General features: G+C 55.1%; 21 protein-coding genes. 8 read left to right on the forward strand and 13 right to left on the reverse strand.

Annotation, left to right across the window (positions count from 1 at the left end; translation table 11 throughout):
- Nucleotides 1–29: 29 nt before the first annotated feature.
- On the reverse strand, nt 30–1,130 hold the full coding sequence (locus LPB19_RS11925; RefSeq protein WP_206643123.1) for an oxidoreductase: 1,101 nt from the start codon (nt 1,128–1,130) through the stop codon (nt 30–32).
- 333 nt (nt 1,131–1,463) lie between these two features.
- Between LPB19_RS11925 and LPB19_RS11930 the strand changes: the two genes are divergently transcribed.
- The 4 genes from LPB19_RS11930 (at nt 1,464) to LPB19_RS11945 (ending at nt 5,649) form a co-directional block, all read left to right on the forward strand.
- Complete coding sequence (locus LPB19_RS11930; RefSeq protein WP_206643124.1) at nt 1,464–3,062, forward strand: diguanylate cyclase domain-containing protein; 1,599 nt, start codon at nt 1,464–1,466, stop codon at nt 3,060–3,062.
- A 27-nt stretch (nt 3,063–3,089) separates the two neighbouring features.
- Nucleotides 3,090–4,346, forward strand: coding sequence for a porin family protein (locus tag LPB19_RS11935; protein ID WP_206643125.1), 1,257 nt, complete (start codon nt 3,090–3,092; stop codon nt 4,344–4,346).
- 10 nt (nt 4,347–4,356) lie between these two features.
- The gene (locus tag LPB19_RS11940) at nt 4,357–4,782 is read left to right on the forward strand and encodes a hypothetical protein (protein ID WP_206643126.1); all 426 of its coding nucleotides are present in this window, start codon (nt 4,357–4,359) and stop codon (nt 4,780–4,782) included.
- Nucleotides 4,783–5,127: 345 nt separating this feature from the next.
- Entirely contained in the window at nt 5,128–5,649 is a 522-nt protein-coding gene (locus LPB19_RS11945; protein WP_206643127.1) for a superoxide dismutase family protein, read from the forward strand.
- Nucleotides 5,650–5,856: 207 nt separating this feature from the next.
- Here LPB19_RS11945 and LPB19_RS11950 read toward each other — a convergent pair whose 3' ends face one another.
- From LPB19_RS11950 to LPB19_RS11985, 8 genes are all read right to left on the reverse strand, one after another.
- On the reverse strand, nt 5,857–6,156 hold the full coding sequence (locus LPB19_RS11950) for a hypothetical protein (RefSeq protein ID WP_206643128.1): 300 nt from the start codon (nt 6,154–6,156) through the stop codon (nt 5,857–5,859).
- 256 nt (nt 6,157–6,412) lie between these two features.
- The gene (locus LPB19_RS11955; RefSeq protein ID WP_206643129.1) at nt 6,413–6,805 is read right to left on the reverse strand and encodes a hypothetical protein; all 393 of its coding nucleotides are present in this window, start codon (nt 6,803–6,805) and stop codon (nt 6,413–6,415) included.
- 121 nt (nt 6,806–6,926) lie between these two features.
- Entirely contained in the window at nt 6,927–7,607 is a 681-nt protein-coding gene (locus LPB19_RS11960) for a prolyl hydroxylase family protein (RefSeq protein WP_206643130.1), read from the reverse strand.
- Nucleotides 7,608–7,703: 96 nt separating this feature from the next.
- Nucleotides 7,704–9,182 carry a thrombospondin type 3 repeat-containing protein gene (locus LPB19_RS11965; protein WP_206643131.1) on the reverse strand — a complete coding sequence of 493 codons (1,479 nt, stop codon included), beginning with the start codon at nt 9,180–9,182 and terminating at the stop codon, nt 7,704–7,706.
- 609 nt (nt 9,183–9,791) lie between these two features.
- Nucleotides 9,792–10,619: an alpha/beta fold hydrolase gene (locus tag LPB19_RS11970; protein WP_206643132.1), complete on the reverse strand. Its 828-nt coding sequence runs from the start codon at nt 10,617–10,619 to the stop codon at nt 9,792–9,794.
- A gap of 30 nt (nt 10,620–10,649) precedes the next feature.
- The gene (locus LPB19_RS11975) at nt 10,650–11,492 is read right to left on the reverse strand and encodes a Rossmann-fold NAD(P)-binding domain-containing protein (RefSeq protein ID WP_206643133.1); all 843 of its coding nucleotides are present in this window, start codon (nt 11,490–11,492) and stop codon (nt 10,650–10,652) included.
- A 105-nt stretch (nt 11,493–11,597) separates the two neighbouring features.
- A complete protein-coding gene (locus LPB19_RS11980; RefSeq protein WP_206643134.1) occupies nt 11,598–12,599 on the reverse strand; it encodes an AraC family transcriptional regulator in 1,002 nt (333 codons plus the stop codon).
- Between the two features lie 438 nt (nt 12,600–13,037).
- On the reverse strand, nt 13,038–14,579 hold the full coding sequence (locus LPB19_RS11985) for a glutamate synthase-related protein (RefSeq protein ID WP_206643135.1): 1,542 nt from the start codon (nt 14,577–14,579) through the stop codon (nt 13,038–13,040).
- Between the two features lie 178 nt (nt 14,580–14,757).
- Between LPB19_RS11985 and LPB19_RS11990 the strand changes: the two genes are divergently transcribed.
- Both LPB19_RS11990 and LPB19_RS11995 read left to right on the forward strand, forming a co-directional pair.
- A complete protein-coding gene (locus tag LPB19_RS11990) occupies nt 14,758–15,927 on the forward strand; it encodes a low temperature requirement protein A (protein ID WP_228289103.1) in 1,170 nt (389 codons plus the stop codon).
- Nucleotides 15,928–16,102: 175 nt separating this feature from the next.
- Complete coding sequence (locus tag LPB19_RS11995) at nt 16,103–16,561, forward strand: PACE efflux transporter (protein ID WP_206643137.1); 459 nt, start codon at nt 16,103–16,105, stop codon at nt 16,559–16,561.
- A gap of 30 nt (nt 16,562–16,591) precedes the next feature.
- Here the strand turns inward: LPB19_RS11995 and LPB19_RS12000 are convergent, their stop codons facing one another.
- Nucleotides 16,592–16,891 (reverse strand): helix-turn-helix domain-containing protein, encoded by a 300-nt coding sequence (locus LPB19_RS12000; protein WP_228289104.1) that lies wholly within the window; start codon nt 16,889–16,891, stop codon nt 16,592–16,594.
- A 388-nt stretch (nt 16,892–17,279) separates the two neighbouring features.
- On the opposite strand from LPB19_RS12000, the gene LPB19_RS12005 reads away from it, so the two are divergent.
- Nucleotides 17,280–18,245 (forward strand): ABC transporter substrate-binding protein, encoded by a 966-nt coding sequence (locus tag LPB19_RS12005; RefSeq protein WP_206643139.1) that lies wholly within the window; start codon nt 17,280–17,282, stop codon nt 18,243–18,245.
- A gap of 176 nt (nt 18,246–18,421) precedes the next feature.
- Here LPB19_RS12005 and LPB19_RS12010 read toward each other — a convergent pair whose 3' ends face one another.
- Nucleotides 18,422–20,044 carry an arylsulfatase gene (locus tag LPB19_RS12010; RefSeq protein WP_228289105.1) on the reverse strand — a complete coding sequence of 541 codons (1,623 nt, stop codon included), beginning with the start codon at nt 20,042–20,044 and terminating at the stop codon, nt 18,422–18,424.
- A gap of 331 nt (nt 20,045–20,375) precedes the next feature.
- Here LPB19_RS12010 and LPB19_RS12015 point away from each other — a divergent pair, with 331 nt between their 5' ends.
- On the forward strand, nt 20,376–21,653 hold the full coding sequence (locus LPB19_RS12015) for a mechanosensitive ion channel family protein (RefSeq protein WP_206643140.1): 1,278 nt from the start codon (nt 20,376–20,378) through the stop codon (nt 21,651–21,653).
- A 427-nt stretch (nt 21,654–22,080) separates the two neighbouring features.
- On the opposite strand, the gene LPB19_RS12025 is transcribed toward LPB19_RS12015, so the two are convergent.
- Complete coding sequence (locus LPB19_RS12025; RefSeq protein ID WP_206643142.1) at nt 22,081–23,565, reverse strand: malate:quinone oxidoreductase; 1,485 nt, start codon at nt 23,563–23,565, stop codon at nt 22,081–22,083.
- Between the two features lie 132 nt (nt 23,566–23,697).
- Nucleotides 23,698–25,077: an L-serine ammonia-lyase gene (locus tag LPB19_RS12030; protein ID WP_206643143.1), complete on the reverse strand. Its 1,380-nt coding sequence runs from the start codon at nt 25,075–25,077 to the stop codon at nt 23,698–23,700.
- Between the last annotated feature and the right edge of the window lie 31 nt (nt 25,078–25,108).

A 25,108-nucleotide genomic window follows, 5' to 3' on the forward strand; every position in this document is an offset into this window, starting at 1 on the left:
GCGCTTGGTTTGGATTCAAGGTTCGCTGCTCAGGCAGCGTTTTGCTCTCGCCAGGCCAGTTCGTTCTTGATTGTCGCTTTGGGTTGGAGCATCGCGAAATCGAGTTCGGCCACGGCTTTGCCGTCTTTGAGTCTCTGCACGAAATCGGGGTTCGCGAGGGCTTTTTTGCCAACCGCGAGCAGGGCGCCCGGATACCGGTTTGCCAGATCCTGATAGCTGTTTTCGTCAATACCACCGTTCAGGATGAGCGAAACGCCGTCGATCTCAGCCGCAACATCCGCCAGTGACAGGTTTCCTTCCAGAAAGTGATCGCGCTCTACGTGATTGTCCGTTGTGTGGACAAAGTCTGCTCCGGCGTCACGGACCGCGGTAACGATCTGTCTGAAGCCTGCTTCGCCTTCGGGCAACTGGTAGTCCGGATCGGTCACGGTAATCTGTGACAGGCGAATACCGACCGGATAATCCGGGCCTACGGCGGTGCGAACAGCGCGCACCACGTCAGTGACGAGGCGCAGGCGGTTTTCCAGTGTGCCGCCATACTCGTCGCTGCGCTGGTTGAAATGCGTGCTCAGGAATTCATTGAGCAGGTAGCCATTCGCGCCGTGCAATTCAATGCCGTCGAATCCAGCGCTCTTGGCATTCAGTGCGGCCTGAACGAACCCCTGGATGACGGTACCGATGTCATCGCCGGTCATTGCTCTGGGCGTTTTCCATTCACTTTGGTCACCATAAAAGCCAAGTGGTGCGCCCTTTGGCTGCACTGCGCTGGGCGAGATGGGCTGATCGGTAAACCGGTTGGCCTGGAATTGGGCGCCGGCGTGCATCAGCTGGATGAACATTTTGCTGCCTGCGGCGTGCACCCGTTCCGTAATGCGTCGCCAGCCCTCAACCTGGTGCTGATTGATTATGCCCGGCTGGTTGCTGTAACCCTGGCTGGCAAACTCGTCTGTGTAAACGCCTTCAGAAATGAGTAACCCAAAACCGCCCTTGGCATAGGCTTCGTAGTGGTCCGCCATCAGCTGGTTGGGGGTGCCATCCGCATCTGCGCTCGTTCTGGTCATCGGTGCCAGCGCGAACCGGTTGTCGACGCTCAGATTTCCGAAGCTCACGGACTGCATTACATCGGACATATAAAAACCTCCCTCGGTTTGAAGTTGCCCGCAGGATAGGAGGGAAAGGGAGGGCTGGATAGCGGATTCTTCAGAACGGGACGTTCAACAGGTTTGAACGACTGACTGGCTGCCCGGGTGTTTTCTGGGCAAAGCCCTTATCTCAGGCTGTATGGCCGCAGCGACCTCTCATGGGTAAGTTTTTCTTTTGGGATCAGATGTGTGTACACAAAATGTAACATTTATATGTAGCCAAAGGAGATAGGATGCGCTGAGAAAGTAAGCCGAAAGTCTAAGATGCCAGGCCGTCCTGGTTGGTGTGAATCAGAATTAAAAGAAGTGTAGAACTCATCAATGGGCGTTACCCGCAGCATCCAGTTCAAGCTGGTCACAATTCTGATTCTCTGCGCCTTGCTGTTCGTGTTGGCGTTGGCGCCCATTCTCAGCTACATCAGTTTCACCAATAAACAGGCAGAGGCCAGTCAGCAGCAAGCGCGCCTGGTGGGGGCCGTTACTCTGTCCGCCTCCATCGCAGCCTTTGTTGAGAACGAGCAAATTGCCGAAGATGTCATCAATGGCCTGCTTCTGGATGACGAGATATCGCAGGTTCGTCTTACCGGCGCCGAAGGCTTTGTGGTCGAATCAGGCGCTCCGACTGCGGCAGTCAGTCCCAGCGAAGCGCCAATGGAATATGTGTTGCGCTCTCCGCTCAGTGGGAATCAGGAGGTGGGCGCACTCCATGTTTGGCCGAATAACGAGCTGATTAATGCCCGGGCTATCCATTCAGTAACGAACAATATCATCTGGCTGGTCGTGCTGTGTTTGGTGTTTTTACTGGTTTCCATTCTGGCGGCGAGCAAGCTCGTCGGCATCCCGCTGCGTGACCTGGCGAGACAGTTGGCCGGTGCAACGCCAGGGTCGGATTTGCAGGTTCAGGTTGCGCACTCCCACCGGAAAGATGAGATCGGCTTGCTGGCTCACCGCGTTAACTCGTTTCTCAAGGTCACCCGTGAGGCCATCGAGACAGAGCGGAATCTGCGGCTCCAGATAGAGAAGCTGGATCGCCGCTATCGCAATATTTTTGCCTCCACTCACGTTGGGATCATGGTGCTGGATGGCAATGGGTTTCTTCTGCACGGAAATCCGGTTTTGCTCGACCGGATCGTGAAGCTTGATGACTCCCAAAAACAGCGGGTGGCTCAGGAAGAGTTCTTTAACCTCGCATTCAAAAAGCCGGACGACGCCTGGGGCCTGGTGGCCAGGGCAAGAAAGCAGGGTGAGACCGTCAGCGCAGATCTTGAGCTGAATTCCGCGGCTGCTTGCTCGTCGTGGGTGCACTGCCTTGTGTCGGGCACGCGAGACGAGGAAACCAACGAGGAATTGATTGAAGCGGTTCTCTACGATGTCACCTCGCGCGTCGTTGAAGCAACCGAAGCCCAGAAACTGGCTGAAGAGGACCCGCTCACCGGTCTTAAAAACCGTCGGGGTTGCCAGCAGTTCTTTGAACAGAGAGTCGGGCAGGGGCGCAAGATCCGGGACATGGCGGTTATGCTGCTTGATCTTGATGGGTTCAAGTCAGTTAACGACTCCCTCGGGCATGCGGCGGGCGATTATCTGCTGCAACTCATCGCTGAGCGCCTCCAGTCTTGCGTCCGCTCCAATACCGATTTGGTTGGCCGTTTTGGTGGTGATGAGTTTGTCGTGATGGTGGAAGTTGGCAATAACACGCAGGAAGCCATCGATCGGGTAGCGCGACAAATTCTTAAGGAAGTTTCGAGCCCGGTTTGTATTGATGGTGCCGCGCCTGTTCAGGTTGGCGTCAGCATTGGAATCGCACTGACCAGTCAGTTTAAGTCGTTTGATGAGCTGATTGATGGCGCAGACAAGGCGATGTATCAGGTAAAAGCTGCCGGAAAGCACAGTTATGGTTTTTCTGATGCATCCGGTTGGTGACCCCTCGAAGGAAAAAGCAGTTCTCTCATGTTGAAACACCCCAGATTCATTTTTTGTGCGTGCCTGATGGCGTTTTCGTGCCCGATTCAGGCGGATTTTGCAGGGCTCAAGGTTTCCGGCTTTGCATCTGTTGGGTTCAGTTTCGAGGGCGAAGAGGAGCTTGGGGCCTTTCGCGATAACACGCAACGCAAGCGTCCGGACAGCGACTTCTCGCTGGCGCCTGATTCCCAGGCCGGTGTGCAGTTTTCCTACCGCATTAGCCCGAAGTGGCAGGCAACCACTCAATTCGTTCTGGCCGATAAGGCAAAGTACGACCTGGATTCGGCGACCGAATGGGCTTTCATCGGGTATTCGCCAGCCCCCGATATCGATATCCGTGCCGGAAGAATGGCCGTTGATATCTTCAAGCTGTCAGAGGTGCGCCGGGTGGACTACACCTATCTCTGGGTACGCCCACCGCTGGAGCTTTATGGCTGGATTACCCCGTATTCCATTGACGGGGTTGATGTCGCCAAGTCCTTCTCGGCTGGCTCTGTCTATCTCAGAGCGAAGCTGCAATACGGCTCAGCCAGGGCGGACATTGAGCCTCCGGACGCAAGTCGGTTGCTGCAAACCAGGTTCAACGATCTGTTCACCGCATCGCTCACCGGTGATTACCGGTTCTGGTCAGCCAGGCTGAGTTACGCCCAGTTCAAGATTCCTGAGGCTACAGAAGGTCAGCGTGGGCTGTTCGATGCTGTAGCCGGTATTGGTAATTTCCCGGGCCCGCTGGGCGCAGAGGCGAATCAGTTTGCGACCCGGCTGGCCGACTCTTACGGGGCAACGGCCAGGTACTACCAGGCTGGCTTGAGCTACGACGATGGAGCCTATGTTCTTGATCTTGAGCTGGCGCGCATGAACAGTGACTCATACGTTTTGCCAACTGGCAATGCCGGCTATATCAGCCTGGGCTATCGGGTTGGTGCTTTAACACCGTATGTTGTGTACTCGGCGTTTGAACCGGACAGGGATTTGGTGACAAGCACTGCTGATTGGTCCGTCCTGGGGCCCGGCGGCGACGGCCTGAAGGATTTTTCGGTCGCGTTTTTGAATGGTGCCCGGATCGATCAGCACACAACGTCGGCTGGCGTGCGCTGGGATTTTGAGCAACGGCTCGCGCTCAAGGCTCAGTGGGATCGCACAAAGGTTGAATCTCAGGCTTATGGGTTATGGGCTTTCGATGAAAGCCCATCCGTTGACTCGACAGTCAACGTATTTTCGCTCTCTTTGAATTACATATTCTGAGGTGGTGGCGATGATGCGTGTACTGGTTTTTTTGTTGCTGCTCGCCATAAACAATGTGTCGGGCGCTGATATCTATGTTGTGGCGAATGCCAAGAGCCCGATTGAACAGATCTCTCGCGAGGCGTTGCGCGATCTTTACCTCGGCAGAACCAAGGCGTTACCCAACGGTGAGTTTGCCTCGGTTTATGATCGTGAGGAGAGCAGCGATCTTCGTGCTCGTTTCTACCGGCATGTAACTGGAATGGAGTTGAGGCAGGTCGATGCCTTCTGGGCTCGACTGGTTTTTGCAGGGCGAATGCTGCCGCTGGAAGAAGTGACCGATCAACAAAGGCTCGTGTCGCTGATCAAAAGCGACGTAAATGCAATCAGTTATCTTGAGGCGGCGCCAGAGAGCTCGGAGCTCAAAGTTATCTACCGGGTGCCAGATGGGGGTTAGAGCTGATGAGTTGGATCGCGGATGGGGAGCGGAGCTGTGCTTGGAATTGGTGTGCGTCCAGTGAAACCTAATACTGCATTTAACATAATATACATTATGCGCAGTTGGTGATCGGGACTCTTATGGGTGAATGTTCGCTAGACGTCCACATAAAGTGCTAAAAATTTCCACACAAAGTACTTAAAACGGCGTATAGCCCTGAATCAGGATTCGTTCACTGCGCTTCGGCAGGGAGATTGCGGTCTCCGATATTTCTCAACAAAAAATCTCGATATGGGTGCGATGGACTACTCTCTAGATGGAAGTAAAGGCTCGGGATAATTCACTGCTCTCAAGGAGAGACTCATGATTCGTTCCATCGTTACCCTCATTATTGCAGCCGTAGCAATGACCGCCCATGCCGACAACCACATGAAGAAGGCGAGCGCTGATCTGATTAATTCGTCTGGCGAAGTGATCGGTATGGCCAACCTGATGCAAGGTCCCAATGGCGTTCTGATCCATGTCCGTGTCACTGGCCTTGAGCCTGGCAAGCATGGACTTCACCTGCACAGTCACGGTGACTGCCTGCCGGATACTGGCTTTGAATCAGCAAAAGGACATGTTGGAAAAGTAGAAGGCGCCCACGGCCTGATGAACCCAAAAGGCCCTGAGCCAGGTGACCTGCCAAATATATTCGTCGGTGAAGACGGTGTGGGCGAGATGGAAGCATTCACCTCGATGGTATCACTGGATGACAGCAAACATGGCCTGCTTGATGAAGATGGTTCGACGTTCATCATCCATCAGAATGCCGACGACCACATCACTCAACCGATTGGCGGAGCGGGCCCAAGAGTTGCCTGCGGTACAATCGAAGCCAACTAAGCTACGCAGCGCTATTCGTACCTGAAAGCCGGTGTAAAGCTTTGGGGACCAATGTAGTCGCGTGTGATTTTTGCGGCGGCCACAGGCCTGCGCGACCATGACGAACCGGCCAAAGTGGTGCGACACGAAAACTGATGGTCATGCCACCATAATGTGGCCGCGCCGGTCGCAAAGCGGACATTCAGATCTGGGGACCATAGTCACTTGTTAAGCAGAAAGCTCCACCACGATACCGCCCATTCGCGCCTCGCCCGCATGACACTTTCTGCCTTTAATAAAGCAGGTGTGGCCTTGGCGCTTCTCGTTCGTGTCTGAATAAATAGCCTCGAAACCACCATAAATATCGGTATTAAAAAACTTCAGAGGGCGGCCATTTTTATCGGTTGCATTGGCGACACAAGAGTCACAAACATAGTTCGGATTTCGGGAGTAATACGCGAGCTCAATAGCGCAGATTGGACAGCTATAGTCGGGCTCTCTCACTTGATCATCCTTGATGCTTAACATCGCTGTGCCTGGCCTTGTTAGCACTAAACCACTTTGTAGGTACGGTGTTCACCTGGCCCACTCCAGGTTATTGCTGTAAATGGCTTCTGGACCAACCCCTTATTTGAGTGCCCTATTCTAGAATCTACTTTAAGTTTGTTTAGCACTTTGTGTGGAATTTGGCAGGTAAGTTACTGATATCTCGTTTCGGAGATTTAGTGCTTTCTGTGGTCGTCCACTATGAGTGTCATCAGGGCCGAAAAAATCCGACCCAGCGTTACTCGTTGGTGGCCGGTGCAGAAACTGATCGCGACGCCCCCAGCGGATTACAGTTCTTCAGCACGACACGCCCTTGCAACAGGTCACCCCGAGAGTATTCCCGGAAAATGCATTCGTTAGTTTCCGGGTTGTAGTCCTCAATCCAGAGGTTGTCGTCCTTCCAGGTGGAGCCGATATGCTGCAGGCCCTGAGGGATAGTAATACTCATCACGCCGCCATAGCGCTTCACGAATATCTGCTGCAGCCAGAAGTAATAAGTCATGGCGCCGACCACCGCGATGACCGCCGCCAGGATCACTGCCAGTTGCCACCTCCCTAGCCTGGCACCGATTCCAAACAGGGCGCCACACGCGAGGGCAAGAATAATGAACCAATACAGGTAGGTAACCATGGATAGGGACATCCTTGTAACAATGAATGACTATGACAGGATAGCAGTCCATCGCTCGTTCAGCGCAATTAGCCAGAGCCAATCCGCTGGGCGATTTACTTCCGAGAGCTCGCAGACACGCCTAGATAACCCGCTTGAATTTCGGGGTTGGTGTGGATTTACGCGACACAGCCGGTGCTGTTTGATAGGGCTGCTCGCGAAACCAGAAATTGCAGGCCCATTTTTCCCCTTTCAGTACCGGCATGCCGCCATGCAGGCTGTCGGGATGGCGGACAGTACTGCCCCGATGACAATTGTGAAACAGCACCATACGGCCTTTTAGGGCCCTGACTTCCATGTCCAGATTGGGAAAGGAAGTACTACCGCCCTGCTCCGGATCATTGAGGTACAGCAGGCAGGTAATCAGGCGCTGCCCGCCCCGGGCCATGCAGCGCTGGCCACGTTCAGTGCCTGCATCCCAGGCATCATAATGGGGCGCGTACTGCTGATCTTCACCATAGTGAACGACTTGCAGGGATTCGGCATGCTGAAGCGGCAAGCCAACGATATCGGCAACACGCAGGGCCAGATCTTCGACGATTGGATTGTGGTCATGGGGTATCCAGCAATTACTGCCGGTGCGGCCGGGGCTTTGGACTCCGGATGTTGCTGCACTGACCAGGGCCTGCTTCATTTTGGATTGTGCGGCGCTGATCAGCTGTTCGACTTCCCTGGGCTCAAGGAAGTCCTCGAAGACCACAATCATGGGGTCTTCGTTCACCGGGTTTCCGGTTTCGTAGCAATCTCGAAGGCGAATATCCATTGTAGAAATGAGTCTAGTCGATTCAAAACCTGTTAGAAATTCTTCAGCAAAGCCCCCATATCAAACGGTATGAGGGCTTTTTTTCTCTACGATTAGCTAGCGCTTGTCGCCACAGCTACTGTGTGCGGCCAACGTTTGGAGTTGACCTTTCTCGAATTCGGTAAGCACGCCTTTTTCGACAAAGCTGCTCGTAGCTTTTGCGTGGCACGAAACGTACGTACCCTTGTTCCTCCAGGCTGTGCTGTAACCGCTTGGACCCTCACACGGACAGATTTGCGCAATAGAGCATCCTGAGTCTGGGTCTACAAGGGTTCCGCGCTCTGTAAACTCGCATGCGTCATTGCCTGTTTCTACGCCGTCACCATCTATGTCGCTGTCACAGGCGTCACCTTGCCCATCACCGTCAAAATCTGTCTGCGAAGCATTGGAAACAAGCGGGCAATTATCAAACTCGTTGTCTATACCGTCGGCATCATCGTCGGTATCACAAGCGTCCCCAAACTGGTCACCGTCAAGGTTTTCCTGCCCTGAGTTCGGGGTAAGCGGGCAATTGTCGAGGCTATCCTGCACCCCGTCATTGTCGTCATCGGCATCGCATAGATCCCCTGCACCATCACCGTCTGCATCGTCTTGCTGTAAGTTCGGAACTAATGGGCAGTTGTCGACATCATCCAACACAAAGTCGTTGTCGTTATCGCTATCGCACGCATCTCCAATGTCATCGTTGTCTCTGTCTTGCTGCCCGGAGTTCACCGCATAGACACAATTATCAACGCTGTCGTCAACGCCATCGTTATCGTCGTCAGGGTCGCACGCATCGCCTTGGTTATCGCCATCAAAGTCTTCCTGGTCTGGATTTGCGACCACGGGGCAGTTATCGTCGGCGTCATTGAGGCCGTCATTATCCGGATCCAGATTAGGGCCCTGAACCAGGACAGGGATAACGTCGATGTAGTTCGTTACCCCATCGCTCTTGACCAATGGGCTTTGCAAAATGATTGAGATTTCTGCAAGCGTCAGCTTGAGTGCTGTATCCAGCGCTTGGGGCTGCATCAGCAGATCCGGTTCACTGTCGCAGGTTAGATAAATCTGGGAATTCGGGTCGTCACAGTGACGAAGCCCAAGCAGGTGGCCGATTTCATGCGCTTGGATTTGATACCCCAGCTCTCCGCCGGGAAGCAACCCATCGGAGACTTCTGACTCCACGACTAAAACATTGCCGCCCGCAATGCCAACAAGACCATCCGAGTCGGGTGTCGCAAGGGTATCGACAAAGTACATAAAGATGACGTCAGGGTTAGTGGCCAGTCGCAGGTCGATAAGAGGTTCAAGTTCATCAACGCCAACGTCTCCGTAAGCTACGATCAAATCGAGCAAGGAAGCATCTTCAACAATCTCCACTTCGCCATAGCGCACGTCAATGGCGTTATTACCAAAACCCTCTTGCGCAAAGACCGCTTCAATTTCAGCTTCGTTCAAGTTCACCGATGCCGCATGGATTTGCAAAGAGAGCGTCGAAATAAAGGCAAACAAAAGGCCCAAATATTCAGGTGTATTCTTCAGGGGGCATCTCATAATTATTCTTCTCATGACCGTAAAAAGGATGTGCAGCGTTCAGGCACGCCATTTGAGTTGCCACTGATTCAATCTTGCTGCCCGATCAGCCACCTTCTGCCAGCACCAAAGTGCGAAACCGTTTCTGCTGCCACTGAGGCACTGCATTGCGCAGTCAGTATTGCGGGGGATACAAGTCGGTGGAGGAAGAGGCTAGGCGGCTCTTTTACATTCAATACCGGCGTCGGATAACTAGTGCTGTAAGGCATTGGTGGCTCCGTGCTTCCTCGTAGGGAGCGCGTCTTCTGGCCCATAGCACCAACCAAATTCCTTGTTGATGTCTATGACAATTCAAATGAGCCCTGCTCCGTGTTCCTGAGAAGCACGCATCGGCTTCCTGGGTCATCAGTGACCGTAAAGGGACTCGGCGGCAAGTATCGCGCCAGTTATAAACCTTTGCATATAAACCATTCACATCGAGCCATCGGCGTTTCACCTGGAAGCTATTCATGTAAACAAAGCTGACATATCTGGCTATTGAACTATTGTGACGCTCAAAGCCTGAGCCATGAATGAGAGTCCGGAGGTTGAATGGCCTTTCTCCCTGAGACAAAACATGCTGTTTGGCTGTCACGGCAAGTCCCGATCAAGAAATTGCATAATTTCTCTCGTTACATCCGCATGTTGCAGAAGTCGGCTGTGGCCAAGCCCATTGGTTCGAAATGAGCGACTCTGAGAAAAAGCGCGTTGTAGAGCCATGGATTCAGCAGCGGGCACCTCTGCATCACTCTCATCGTGAATGACCAGCACTGGTGTGCTGACCGCATGGGCCAGCGCGACCAGGTCCAGCCGGTCCACACCCAGTCCAACCGTTTCCTCCATGGCGCTGATGAAGTGACTTGTGCTCCTGTCGCCAAGATTCAGGAAGCGGGCAAATCTTCTCAGAACGCCCTCAATGGTCGCGGGGCTGGATACGAGCACCAGGTGCTTGATGTCGCCTCTGAGCGCTTGAGCATAAATCAAGGCGGCGGCGCCCAGCGAATGCCCCACAGCGACGTCAAACGGCGCATCAACAAAGTCCAGGGTTTCGAGTGCGGCCTCTATAAACCGCCCCGGATGTGATTGGGGCGCATTGGATTCTCCGTGCCCAAGAGGTTGGACCGCATAAACGGTGTATTCAGTTGGATCGATCTCACTGATCAAAGCCTGAAACTGTCCAACCCACCCGGACCATCCGTGCAGCAGCAACATCTTTTTAGGCCCTGTCCCAAAAGTGGCCAGCAGGCCACCGCTCGGCAGAGCAATGCGCTCGCTAAACAGGTCTTTTGGCAACCTTCGTCGCTCTGCCTTGATTCGCGGGCTCGTCATCCATTCGACGGCCTTCACGGCTGCACGAGAAGGAAGGATCCGGCTGTAAATTCCGAAAGCTGCCTGAAACAGGTTGAGCTGAAAATTCATGTTTGTTCTCCTCTTTGAAGGCAATCGCCTTTAGCGTTTGTCCCAGATGCCGGTCTTTGCGACTTGCTCTGCGAACGCAGCGAAGTCTTTCGGTTCGCGACCAAGTGCCTGCTGGACACCGTCAGTCAAATGGGCGTTGCGGCCATCAAGCACCGTCGCGAAAAGATAATCCAGCATCCAGACCACATCCTCGGGCGTTCCGGAGCTCTCCATCTCAGCGATGAAGCTCGTGTGAGGGACGTCAATGAACGCAACTTCGCGGCCGGTTGCGCGGGAGATGTCGCTGGCCACGTCCGCAAAGGTCATCAGTCTTGGCCCCGTTACTTCATAGATGCGGCGGTTGTGGTGGTCCTGAGTCAGAGCGGCGACAGCCACGTCCGCGATGTCATCGACATCCACAAAAGGCTCGACCTGATTGCCTGCCGACAGAGTGATAGCGCCATTCAGCACCATGTCGATGAATGCGCCCTCCGAAAAGTTCTGGTTGAACCAGCTTGCGCGGACGATTGTCCACTCCAGGCCTGAGTCCTGCACAATCTTTTCGCAGGCTTGTGCCTCGGCCTCGCCACGCCCTGATAACAGGACGAGTCGGTTCACTCCGTGACGTTTGGCCAAGCCAACAAAGGCCTGGATGGCGTCGGTTGCGCCCGGCATGGCCAGGTCTGGCGAGTAAGTGATGTAAACGGAAGTGACACCGTTGAGGCACGGCGCCCAGCTTTTCTCGTTGCCCCAATCAAAAGACGGGATGGCTGAGCGGGATCCGACCCGAACCTGATGGCCGCTGGCTTTCAGTTGTTCAGCGACACGCTTGCCGGTCTTTCCGGTACCGCCGACAACGAGAATGGATTGGCGTGTCTGATTGGTATGTTTCATTGACTTGCTCCTTTTACCGTGTGTGCAAGTCAATTTTCCTGAAGTACCGTCGCTTGTTATTGCCTCAGCGTGCCAGAGTTTTCGCCGAGGGCGACAATGTCAAACTCAGCGAGCCGAGAGTCGATAGGATCGCGGAGTCTGCCCGGCCCAGCGCTTGAAGGCTCTTGTGAACCCACTCTGCTCCGCAAATCCCGTCAGGAAGGCTACCTCTGCAAGGCTGTAGTCTGTTTCCCGCAGCAGTCTTTGGGCGAGATCCTTTTGCGCCATATCAACGACGCTTTGGAAGGAATAACCCTGCTCCGACAATCGCCTCTGCAACGTCCGTGTGCCTATTTTCAATTCGGATGCAATCCGTGAGAGCTTCGGTACGCCCTCACTGAGCACGTTGCCGACGGCGTGTCGGACTTGCTGTTGCAGGTCGATATCACCTTTGAGCGAATTCAGCTGTTGTTCCAGGTGTCGGTCAAAAAACCGGGCGATGGATTCGTCGCCGAGTTTGTTGGGAGTATCGATGCTTTCTTTGCTCACAAGCACCGCGTCTCGTCCCGACTCGAAATGAACGGGGCAACCAAAATGCGATTCGTACACGCTGGTATCGCCTCTCGGCGCATGCCTGAAATAGATGGCCAATGGCGTAAAGCTTGAGGAGCAAACCTCATTGCTGATGGTGACGACCGCCGACATGCTCGCCTCGTTAGAAAGCAGCATGCCCGGGCTGCCATCTCCTGCTTTCTCAAGGTTGAAGAAGAAGCCCAGGGCCGATTCTTCCAGCGAATAGGTTTCTGCGCTGCCCAGAACATGCCCGTACCGCTCTGCCCTTTTGAAGGAGCCGCGCAAGGTCGGCGCGGATTTCCACGCCAGGCCGAAAGCACCGTACTCGTCGCTTCGCATGGCCGCACCAATCTTCAGTGGCAATGAGAGGCCACTGGGATCCCGATCAATCAGCTCAGCAAAAAAGTCGTAATACTCTGATGAAGACACCATCTGGCCGGGATCGATGGGGCCGTCCACGGGGAGGCCAAGCCCCCGTATCAAGTCCCGCGTTTCGACGCCGGGGCTAGCCTGACTGACCACCTTGTAGACATACAGTGACGTTATTTGAGCCATAGCAACATAGATAATCCGGATTCGGCGGGTTGCGCAACTTCTTGTGCTCGGTTGGCTGAAATTGCCGACACCCATGTATTCGGTTTTTCCATACGGTTCGGTGTGGTTTTTTTTCGTACAATTAGCCTAACAATGTGTTGCAAGCTAAGAAGTTTCGCAACTCAACGTATCTTGAATTTATGGAGGCATACAAACCGATGGTAAATGTGATCCCAGTCGTTACTTTGTTTGGCGGTCTTGCGGGATTTTTCACTCTGGCTCTCATGCTTGGCTTTGCGGTCGGTAAAGCACCGGCGATGCAATCTCAGGATGAGGATCAGTCAGGCGCCGCGTGATTGCCTTCCTACAGAAATAGAGCCCGACCGACTCGATTGGCCGGGCTTTATTTGTGGTCATGAGCTGCGCTCTGCAGTGTTCCCTTCCGGGCCACTCCCGCACTTATTGTAATCCGGTAACCCCTGCGTAACTGACGCCGGAGAGCAACGCCATATCCCGGTGCCATGTGGTCAGGTCTGCTACCGTAAAGCTGGTCAAGGAGTGATGGCCGCAGGCTCTGGCAAGAACTTGCATTAATTCAGTGGATGCCTCGAGAAAGTTCTTGAGCTGCTCGGCAGATTGGTCGACGTTCAGGCGCTGGCGCAGATCGGCGTTCTGGGTGGCTATGCCGGCCGGGCAATTGTTGGTGTTGCAGATTCGAGCTGCAACGCAACCGATGGATTGCATCGCGCTATTGGCGATGGCGACAGCGTCGGCGCCCAGGGCAAGCGCTTTGACAAAATCGGTGGGCACCCGAAGTCCGCCCGTGATGATCAGAGTCACTTTGCCGGTGGCGTCGTGCTGGTCCAGATACTTTCTCGCCCGTGCCAGCGCGGGGATGGTTGGCACGCTGATGTGATCGCGAAAGAGCTCGGGCGCCGCGCCAGTGCCGCCACCCCGGCCGTCCAGGATGATGTAGTCGGCACTTGCATCCAGTGCGAACTGTATGTCCTCTTCAATGTGATTGGCGCTCAGTTTGAAGCCGATGGGGATGCCGCCGGTGAGTTCACGTACCCGGTCGGCGAACGCTCGGAAATCATCGACGGTGTGAAGGTCGGTAAAGGTTGGTGGTGATATGGCCGGTTCCCCTTCCGGAATGCCGCGTACCTCTGAGATCCGGCCGACATTTTTATTTCCCGGCAAGTGCCCGCCGGTGCCGGTCTTGGCGCCCTGTCCGCCTTTGAAATGAAAGGCCTGCACGCGGCAGAGTTGTGATTCGTCATACCCGAATCTGGCGCTCGCGAGCTCATAAAAATATCGGGAGTTTGCCTGCTGTTCATCGGGTAACATGCCGCCTTCCCCGGAACAGATGCCAGTGCCTGCCATTTCGGCCCCTTTCGCGAGCGCCAGTTTCGCCTCCTCACTCAGCGCACCAAAGCTCATGTCGGACACGAACAGGGGAATTTTGAGCGTGAGCGGTTTTTGCGCGTTTGCACCAATCACCACGCCTGTCTCAACGTTTGCATCCTCCATCAGTGGCTTTTTTGCCATCTGGGCGGTCAGAAGCTGAAGGTCGTCCCAGTGCGGCAGTTTATGGCGAGGCACCCCCATTGCCGTCATCGGGCCGTGATGCCCCATCTTGGACAATCCTTCACGCGCTAACTGGTGAATGAATTCAACCGTTGGTTCTTCCTGTGTGGCCTTAACTGAAGGCGTGCCAGACCCCGATTGCTCATTGCCCGGGCCTTCCTGGCCCTTGTCCGATTCACTGAACTTTCTGTGGGTCCCATCGCAATACGGCAGTGAAGAAGAGTGTTTGCACTGGCAGAGGAAGGCCTCTGTGTCGTCATCCGCCTTGAAGCTCTTGGGCTTGAATCCGGTGCCCGCATGGGAGCCGTCACAAAAGGGCTGGTTCGAGGACTGGCCACAGGCACAGAAATAGTATTCTTTACCTTTTTTCAGCGATACTTTTGCCGGTTTAATATCGGCAATGACAGGTTTCATCGGTAGCAATCCTCCGCAGGCCCGGCGTCGATACGCGTTTTGGTCATTCACAGCTTAGACCACCCCGTACCCATGCCGGGTTGGAGTTGAGGATTTTACAGTCGTGTTTCGCGGCCCCGAAGTGCCTTCAGCGACGACTCCGAGAGCGAGCAACTCTATGGCTTTGCAGGATCACCCAATGTGGCGGAAGCCGCAGCATCACAAGGATCTCCGCCAACCAAACGATCACGTTCACTGGGCCGAGTTGTTTTATGACCTGATTCATGTCGTTACTATTTTTCTTCTGGGCAACTATTTGTCCGCGAACCTGACTGTCGATGGTTTTCTGATCTTTACCGGGCTTTTTGTTGCGCTCTGGTATGCGTGGGGCGAGCTCAGCATTTTCAACTCGATCTATGTGAGCACCGACATTTGGCACCGCATCATCATGTCCGTGATGATGTGCACCGTGATGTTCATGGCCGCCGCCATTCCATCAATCGAAGGTGAGGGCTGGAGCTATTTTGCGGTGGGTTTTGCGCTGAACCGCGCCTTGCTTGCCCTCTTTTACCTCAGGGCTCAGAGAGCCAATGGTTCAACGTGTCCGATGTGTTCCGAGCAGATCCGGAACTTCTTCGTTTTTGCGGTGATTTTCGGAATAAGCGCATTTCTTCCAAGGCCCTACTGCTACTGGGCTTTCGCCACTGCAATGGTTGCCACGCAACTGGTCTACATGATCCCGGGTATTTCGGTACTCCGCTTCGAGCGGTTCGTGCCGCGCCTTGGGCATATGGCAGAGCGTTTTTCGCTGCTGACGCTGATTGTGCTTGGTGAGGGGTTCTTCAAGCTGGTAGTGACCCTGTCGGAGAAAGGAATTCACAAAGTCACACCGGACGTTTTGGTTAATTACACGCTGGGTGGCATTGCCATGTTCGTGATGTGCTGGCTCTACTTTGATTTTGTCGGCAATGGAAGGCCCAGGAACCAGAGGTTAGCGACCCTGGTCGCGTGGTGGCTTGCGCATCTCGTGCTCATGCTTTGTGGCGTTATGGTCGGAGTTGCGCTGGCTGCGCAGGTAAAGGTCGGGTTCTGGCAGCCGTATCCGACCGACTATGCGGCAATCGGTTGTTTTGGTCTGGCCGGCTACATTGCCATGCTCTGGGTGCTCAAATCGGTGATCGAGCATCGCATTCCATCGGAGCATGGCAGCTGGGAAGTCCGCTTTGTCGGAATCGTTATCGCGGTGGCGTGCTTTTTCGTCGTTCCCTATGTGCCGGCGTTGATCGGCAACCTGATCTGGAGTACGGCGCTCATTTCCCAGATAGCAATCCCCGTATTTCGTGGCTGGAAACAGTTCAGCCGGGAGTGAGCGTGCGCCAGGGTGCCTGCTTACGGCTTTCTGCTATGGCGAAGCCGTCGAAAACCGGCGAGACTATTGGCCGCTGAGCAAGGCGGATTTCTGAATCCGCTTCCCCCATCTTGAGGACGACCTCACCCAGCCAGGGATTTCATTTCGGGACGCCCCGAATTCCGGAGAAGCGATCATGCGTACTACCGCCGACCGAATTCGTCAGGCCGTCAGTTTTGAGCTGATAGGCATCGCCCTGAGCACCCTCTTTGGCGCTCTGCTCTTTGATATGTCCATGGCCAGCATTGGTGTCCTGGCGGTGATTGGCGCCAGCCTGGCGACCGGATGGAATTATGTCTTCAACCTGATCTTCGATCGCGCCTTGTTGCGTTACCGCGGTACCGTCCGCAAAACTCTGCCGTTGCGCCTGGTGCATGCGCTGTGTTTCGAGTTGGCACTGATGCTGGCTTTCCTGCCGATCATTGCCTGGTGGTTGGAGATAACGCTGCTCGAAGCGCTTGTTATGGATATTGCGTTCGTACTCTTCTATCTCGTCTACGCGTTCGTGTTTACCTGGGCGTATGACACCCTGTTCCCGGTGTCCGATACCAGAGGGTGTGCCGGGCGCGAAGCCAGCGCGGTCCACTCACGCTAGATTGCCCTCATCCGCATTCGCCACGCAGGGTTACTGGCCTAACGGCGGGTAACCCAGTGTCTCGCGAATGCGGTTGATGTGTGTCTCGAGCCATTCCGGGTTGATGGCGCCCCACTCTTTCAGTTCGTAATGCCCCGCCTTGGTGGAACCGACGTGCTCAACCGCAACGTCAATTTCATGGAGCGCGTTAATGGTGTCTTGAGCGGTTCGCCGTGGCATTCCAGTGGCTTGCATGATCGAGGGTACGTTATTGATTCCGCAGTTAATCAGCCACGCAAGGTAAATGCGCCGGTAAAAGCTGGTTTTTGTTTTCGAGGGGCTTCCGCTCACAATTGGGTGTCTCCTGCTCCGGTTCGGTCCTGTGTGTTTTGTGGTCATGGTTTTCTGAAGCTGCTCAAAAATAGCAGTGACAACGCTGGTGACCAAGGGCTATCAGTACTTCCGGATCAGCTGTCCCACCCGACGGACACAATGTCCGGCATCCCGGACGGTGTAGCGAGCTTTCGGGCTTTTCTGTTCAGAGTTCCGAACGTTTTGCGCGCTACTGTCCGATGTTCTTCAGTGCCGCCTCAAAAAAACGTCGGAAAAACAATGATGTGTCGGTTAGGCATGGTTTGTGCTGCAGTGTGCCCGGTCGAAAAATACCGATAAAAAGACCCGACAAACAAGCTGTTAACAGCAGCTCCTGTTTATTTCGCTCGGATAATAAGGAAAAGATATGCGTGTTTTTCTTCTGGCGCTTCTGCTGGTCAGCCCGCTGTGTTTCGGAAAAACAGTTGTTGTCGTGCAAAGCTACCACCTCGAATACAAATGGGACGCCGATTATCTGGAGGCGATTCAAACGGTTCTGGGCAAGGAGCACGACATTCATGCCTTTGAGCTTGATACAAAACGGTTGCCCAAGTCTGAGTGGTTCGGTCGGGCCAGCGACATCCGGCGTTCGATCGCGGAACTCGGCCCCGACGTGGTCATTCTGGGCGACGACAATGCCTTTGCGCTCATGGCCGAACCTCTGGTTCACCAGGGTATTCCGGTTGTCTTCCTGGGCGTGAATGGTGGGCCGGCGCAGCACCCTGCCCTGAAGCATCCCCTGGTTACGGGCATTCTTGAGCGCCCGTTCTTCACCGAAAGTATCCGGCACCTGAAAAAGATTCTCCGCAAGAAGGACCGGTTCCTGGTGCTGATGGACGATTCGCCCACCATGCGCAACGCAGTGACAGAGCATTTCGGTGATAAACGCGAGGCCAAGGTTCATGGTGCCCAGCTGGAGATTGTATTGACCAACAACAAGAGCGAATGGCTCAGTCAGATCATTCAGGGCCATCAGACTTACGACGCCATTGTCGTGGGTACGCATCACACCATTCGTGACGACGCTGGTAACTACGCACCACCGAACGAACTGATGGATGAGGCCTTCGCGAAAGCCCAGATCCCGATTTTTTCGTTCTGGGACATTTTTGTCGGAAAGAACCAGGGTATCGGCGGGTTTACGGTGTCCGCCCATCAGGAAGGGCTGACGGCTGCCCGGTTGGCGTCTCTGGTGCTCAACGGTATCGCACCCGGACGAATCCCCCAGCTGAAATCGCTCAGTGGCCACTATGTCTACAGTCAGAGCGGCTTGCAGCATTGGGATCTCACGCTGTCGCCGATGATTGCCAGTCAAGCGAAGTTTGTTGAATAAACCCGAACCGGCCTTCAGGAAGCGGCCCGTGCCGGTGATGCCGGCCGTGGGTTTTCGGAAGTCGGAGACGAGCTTCGGGGTTTGCCAAACGACTGCAGAACGCTGAGAAGCTGATTCGGAATAGGAGTGGGCGCTTGGCAGAAGACCATCCAGGCGCCCTTTCGTGACCTGCAGGCTCAGCGTGCCCCGCTGGATTCCTTCAGTTTTTCAACGATCGCTTCAAGATTGAAGGAGCCTGGCTTCTGACTTGGCGGGTATTCAATAAAGGTCTGTGCGAACTGCGCCGCGGCGGCCTGCATTGGCACCAGCACGAAGGCCCGATCCAGGAACCAGTCGTTGTAGGTGTTGGAGTTATGCTGGGCTTTTTCAAACGGATCGCGGCGCAGGTTGAACAACAGCGGTACGCGCAATTCGGTGAACGGCTCCCGCCAGACCTCAAAGGCCGTGCCCCGATTCTCCAGGAAGACACCTTTCCAGTCGGCCAGTCGCATGGCAACTACCTGGCTGTCGTCATTGAAGTACCAGAACTCCTTGCGCGGTGAGGCGGCAATGTCTTCGTCGATGGTTTCGAAGCTGCCTGCCTTGGACAGGTAGCCGGTCATGTCGTAGCCATCAAGATGGGTCTTGTAGTCGCGGCCGATTGCTTCATAGCCGTCCAGAAGATCTTCCTTGATGTCGTCCTTGCCGGCAGCGGCGGCAAACGTTGGCAACCAATCTTCGTGAGCAACGATGCCGTTGACGGTTTCACCTGCCGGGAATTTGGCCGGCCAGCGCACGAAGGCCGGAACACGGTACGCGCCCTCCCAGTTAGAGTTTTTCTCACTGCGGAATGGCGTGGTACCGGCATCTGGCCAGGTGTTGAAGTGAGGGCCGTTATCCGTGGAATAGAACACAATGGTGTTGTCAGCAATGCCGAGTTCGTCGAGCTGTTTCAGTAACTCGCCGACATGGCGATCATGTTCAACCATGCCATCGTGGTATTCGTTCCCCCTTGGCCCGCTAATGCCAGTATTTTCCTCTTTCACGTGGGTGCGGAAATGCATACGTGTGGCATTCCACCAGGTAAAGAAGGGTTTGCCGGCTTCGTGCTGACGTTTAATGAAGTCTTTCGCCGCCTCGAGGGTTTCCTCATCGACGGTTTCCATCCGCTTTTTGGTCAGAGGGCCGGTGTTTTCGATGGATTGCTCACCATCGTCGTTCACGGTCACTTTCAGAACGCCCCGCGGCCCCCACTTTTCTTCAAAGGTTTCACCGCTTGGCAGCACATAGTCACCCGGGTAATCCCGGTGCTCTGGCTCCTCCTCGGCATTCAGGTGGTACAGATTGCCAAAGAACTCATCAAAACCGTGGTTGGTGGGCAGATGCTCGTCCCGGTCGCCGAAATGGTTTTTGCCAAACTGGCCAGTGGCATAACCCAGCGACTTGAGGACGGCGGCGATGGTGATGTCCGATTCCTGCCAGCCTTCAGGTGCGCCGGGCAGCCCGACTTTGGTCATGCCGGTGCGCGCGGGTACGGTTCCGCCGACAAAGGCAGCCCGGCCGGCAGTACAGGATTGTTGGCCGTAATAATCGGTGAAAGCGATGCCTTCGTCCGCAATTCTGTCGATGTTCGGGGTTCGATAACCCATCAGGCCGCGGTTGTTATGGCTGATGTTGGTGATCCCGATGTCATCGCCCCAGATCACCAGAATATTCGGTTTGTCTCCATTGTTGTCCTGGGCTGACGCCATCATGGACAGTCCCATGCCGGCCACCATTCCCAGCAAGCATCCCATTTGCCTGTTTCGCCAAGCGTTCATTCGGTTTTCTCCCGGTTTCAATCAGCTATCGTTCCCCGACACTGCCGAATGACGCCAGCCCAATCCTGATTGGGGCTTGATCCGGTCAAGAACGTCCATCTTCATGTTTGTAATCTAGTGCACCAAGCCTGTTCTGCAATTTTTTTGAGCAAGGTTCCGATAGCTTTCCCCACAAAAACCGGCCATGTGCCGGCTGATTGGCTGCCACCTTTCTGCGGCCCCCGTGTACTAGACTGAATGGGCGCGTTGTTCAGACGTTTCGGTGAGCTCCAGTCCTCGCTGTAACGTTTTCAGCCCCTGATAGTGACCTTGATTAAAAAAGAGATCATCAATGCGAGTACCAAGCGCCCTGTTCCTCTTTCTTGCATGCATCCTCCTGGCCCTCAATCCGGCTCTGGCCCAGGAGCCTTCGGGACCCGCTGCCAAATCGGCGGACTATACGGCCCTGGCAGATCCGGACATTCCCATTGATGAGCTCTCCCATCGCACCGTGCCGATGACCAAGGAAGAGCTGAAGCCCCTTGCGTTGGCCTGGCAGCAAGTCGTCAAATCCGAGACCGAGAAGATTTCCGAAACGAAAATCAGGCTGAGAAAAGATCCTGAGGCGGATGCCAAGGAGGGTTATAAGGAAGTCGCTTCGATGGTTGAGGCGCGCATGGAGGTGCTGGAGCGCTTCAATCTGGTCGTGAGTGCCTATGAGGCGAAAGGCGGTGATCCTGAGTTGGTGCGTGATCTGCGCACCTACCGGGAAGCCATCCTGTTCAGCGAGACCGTTCTGGCCAGCCCCAAGGCCATTCTGGTTGCGATTCTGGATTGGTCGACCCGGCGTGATGGCGGAATTGCCGTGATGATAAATTTTGGAATCGCCCTGCTTGCCGTACTGGGCTTGCTCGCGGTGGCACGCATGGCCGGAGCCGCGGCCCGAAAATGGATTGGACGGGTGCCCACCATCTCAAAGCTTCTGGAAACGTTTCTGGTTGGGCTGGTTTTCTGGCTCGTTCTTACTCTGGGTATTTTGCTTGTGCTGGCCGGGCTGGGCGTCAACATTGCGCCGATCTTCGCCATGATTGGCGGCGCGTCCTTCATTTTGGCGTTTGCGCTTCAGGACACGTTGGGTAACCTCGCGAGCGGGTTGATGATCATGGTTAACCAGCCGTTCGATGAGGGCGATTACGTCGAGGTCGGCGGTGTCGGTGGCACGGTGAAGTCAGTCAGTATTGTTGCCACGACGATCGCCACGCCGGACAACCAGCTCATCGTGATTCCCAATAAAAATGTTTGGGGCAATGTCATCACCAACGTCACGGCGAGCAAGGTGCGGCGGGTGGATATGGTGTTTGGCATCTCCTACGAAGATTCCATTCCCGATGCGCTCGCGGTTATGCAGCGCGTGGTCAAGAGTCATCCTGCGATCCTAAGCAAGCCTGAGCCCACGTTGCGCGTCCATCAGCTTGCCGACAGCTCGGTGAACTTTGTCTGCCGGCCATGGGTGAAGTCGGCTGATTACTGGGATGTGTACTGGGATCTGACGCATCAAATGAAGGAGGCATTTGATGATGCGGGTATATCCATCCCCTACCCGCATCGCGATGTTCGCATTCGGAGGTAAGCCTCCGCCGTCAGCCGATATGGTGTGAGGGAGCAAGTTCCGTTATCGCAGGACGCGAAACAACGCGATTGGCGGACAGGCAGGATATGCCGTTCATTGCCGCCAATCGCTTTCTGTGCAATTCCCCTCAACTACCGCCTTTCGTGCCGCAGTTGCATCCGGAGTGATGGCAGCCTTTTCCCTCAGAGCACTCCTTGCAGCAGAAGATACCGGTTGCCGTTTTGTAGTGTGTTTCGTCATCGGCCACTCTGCAGTTGCATTCTTCCCGTGCGCACTGATAGGTGCCGTCAGCACTGGCATCAGTCATAGCGGTTCCCCCCAAAAATTGCCGTCGTGGGTATGGTGTTAGCGCAGCAGCCAATGGCTCTTGCTGCGACGTTATTACCATAGTCGTTTTTTGGCGGGTTGCCGCTTGATTGTGATGCTTTCAGCCGGATGTTGTTGGTTTTGCTTCGGCCCCTTGAGCGGTGATGCCGAGGATTTCGTTGGCCGCATCGCGCACCTCCCGATAGCGGGCGGCATTGGTGGTCAGTGTCTCCAGCTCTGGCTCTGGGAATATGTCCCGGATTTTTTGCTTGGCCTGATCGGAAAAAGCCAGCTCCGGCAGCAGGCGCTCCACGCAATGCAGCATGACTTCCGGTGAAACGGATGCCCCGGGCGATGCGCCCAGCAGGGTTCCGTAGGTCTTGTCGGTGGATACGATCACTTCGGTGCCCATTTGCAGGTCGCCGTCCTTGATGATTTGCACCCGCTGGCCGGCCTCAATGGCTTTCCATTGGAATTTTTTGCTCAGTCCCGGCGCAAAATCCTCCAGCTCTTCGAGCATGCTCTTCTCGCCCTTGAAGGTTTCTGACACCAGATACTTCACCAGCGGAAAGTGTTCAATGGCGACGTTCAGCATGCTTGGGATGTCGTGAAAGCGCATGGCTTTGAGGTAATCGAAGAAGCCTCGACCTTTCTCAAGAACCGGCTTGAACGAAGCGAAAGGGCCGAAAAGCAGGTAATGCTGTCCATCCGCCACGCGCAGATCGAGGTGTGGCACAGACATGGGGGGTGCGCCAACTTTGGCCTTGCCGTAGGTCTTGGCGCGGTACTGATCGGCTTCTTCCCTGGATATGTTGGCTTTCAGGAATCGGCCGCCCACCGGAAATCCTGTAAAACGCCGCCCAAAGGGTAAATGACTTTTTTTCAGCAGCGGGAATGCACCACCGCCTGCGCCGACAAACAGTTTGTCGGCCTTGAACTGGGTCGCTGAGCCCCGGCTCTCGGTTTCGATCAGCCAGCTGCCGGAGGGGCTTTTGTGTACCCGGCGCACGTGGGTGTTGTATTCGATCTTCACGCCAAGCGTGTTAACGGCATACTCTGCCATTTGGGCGGTCAGGGCGCCGAAGTTGACGTCTGTTCCGGTTTCAATGGCTGTGGCGGCCATTTTTTCCGTTCGGGAGCGTCCCTCCATCAGGAAGGGGATCCAGCTTTTAATTTCGTCGAAGTCTTCTGAGTATTTCATGTTTTCAAAGAAATGATGGGCGGACATTTCCTTGAACCGAAGGCGAAGCTCGTTGACGGAGGCTTCCGATACGATGGTGCAGTGTTTGGTCTGGTTGATGAATGTTTTCGGGTCTTTGATCGCCCCCGTTTTCACCAGGTGGGCCCAGAACTGTTTGGCAATATTGAACTGGGCGTGGATTTTCAGGGCTTTCTCGACCGAAATAACCTCTTCATCGACAGGCGTGTAGTTGAGTTCGCAATTGGCCTCGTGCCCTGTCCCGGCGTTGTTGAACGCCCATGAGTTGCCACCCCCGGCTTCGCCGAGTCGCTCCAGAATGGTGACGTCCAGCTCGGGTGCCAGCTCCTTGGCCAGCACAGCAAAGGTGGTGCCCATGATGCCGGCGCCGATGATGATCAGATTCATAAGGTTTCCTTGCCTTTTTCCAGAGGTCTATCAAGCAGATTGGTTCGCGGTATCTCTATAGGATAGTGCTTTGAGGGCCGTGTTTGATAGGCCGGCGAACGAAACCGGGCGTTTTTCAACTTGCCCTGTTGGTCAGCATTCGGTGGTATTTACGGCCAGCCCGCCACGGGACGTTTCTTTGTACTTGTCCTGCATGTCCTTCCCGGTTTCCCGCATGGTTCCAATCACTTTATCGAGTGATATGAAATGCTTGCCGCTTCCTCTTAAAGCCATTTGCGCGGCATTTATGGCTTTGACGGCGGCAATGGCGTTGCGTTCTATGCAGGGTACCTGAACCAGCCCGCCCACGGGATCGCAGGTCAGTCCAAGGTTATGCTCCAGGCCGATCTCTGCGGCGTTCTCCACCTGCTCCGGGGAGCCACCCAGCACCTCGCACAGCCCTGCTGCTGCCATGGCGCAGGCTGACCCCACTTCCCCCTGGCAGCCGACTTCGGCGCCGGAAATGGAGGCATTCTCCTTGCACAGGGCGCCGATGGCCGAGGCGGCCAGAAGGAAATCCACCACATGGTCCTCGGAGGCTGTCGGCTCAAACTCCATGTAGTACATGAGCACCGCGGGAATGATGCCGGCCGCTCCGTTGGTGGGTGCCGTCACCATGCGGCCGCCGCAGGCGTTTTCTTCGTTCACCGCCAGTGCGTACAGGTTGACCCAGTCCATGGCGCCGAGTGTCGAGCTGATCACGTTGGGATTGCGGCTGTTAAGCAATGATTCGTGCAGGTTCTTGGCGCGGCGCTCCACCCCCAGGCCGCCCGGCAGCGGACCCTCTTTGCTTAATCCGGTGGCTACGCAGTCTTTGATTGCGGCCCAGATGGTCATCAGCCCCTGCCGGATTTCAGGTTCAGGGCGCCAGGTTTTTTCGTTCTCCAGCACCAGTTGGCTGATGCGGAGCCCTTTCTTGTTACACAGCGCCAGCAGTTCGGCGCAGTGGTTGAACGGGAAAGGCACGGATGACTGCGGGACCAGTCTGGCGTCTTTGGTGGCCTCATGTTCTTCAATCACGAAGCCACCGCCGATGGAGTAAAAGGTGTTGCTGAGGAGCGTTTGGTTGTTCTTGTCCAGGGCGTGAAATCGAAGCCCGTTGGGGTGGTACGGCAGCGCCGCCTCCTCGAAACAGAGGTCGTGGTGCCAGTCAAAGGCCAGCGAATGGCGGCCCAGAAGGCTTAACACGCTGCTCTGTTTCAGTTTTTCCACCGTGGGCGCAATGATGTCGGGGTCGACGGTGTCGGGCCGATAGCCCATCAGACCCATCACCACGGCATGATCAGTACCGTGACCAACGCCTGTGGCGCTCAGTGAACCAAACAACTGCACCTGAATTTTGTGCACATTCGGCAGGGCATCGCTGGCTTCTAACTGCTCGGCAAACCGGGCCCCTGCGACCATCGGTCCGGTCGTGTGGGAACTGGATGGGCCAATTCCGATTTTGAAAAGATCGAACACGGAAATAGACATGGCATCACCCGGTAAATCTGTTATTTCAGAG

The sequence above is a fragment of the Marinobacter salinisoli genome (genome assembly GCF_017301335.1).
GTDB classification, from domain to species: domain Bacteria; phylum Pseudomonadota; class Gammaproteobacteria; order Pseudomonadales; family Oleiphilaceae; genus Marinobacter; species Marinobacter salinisoli.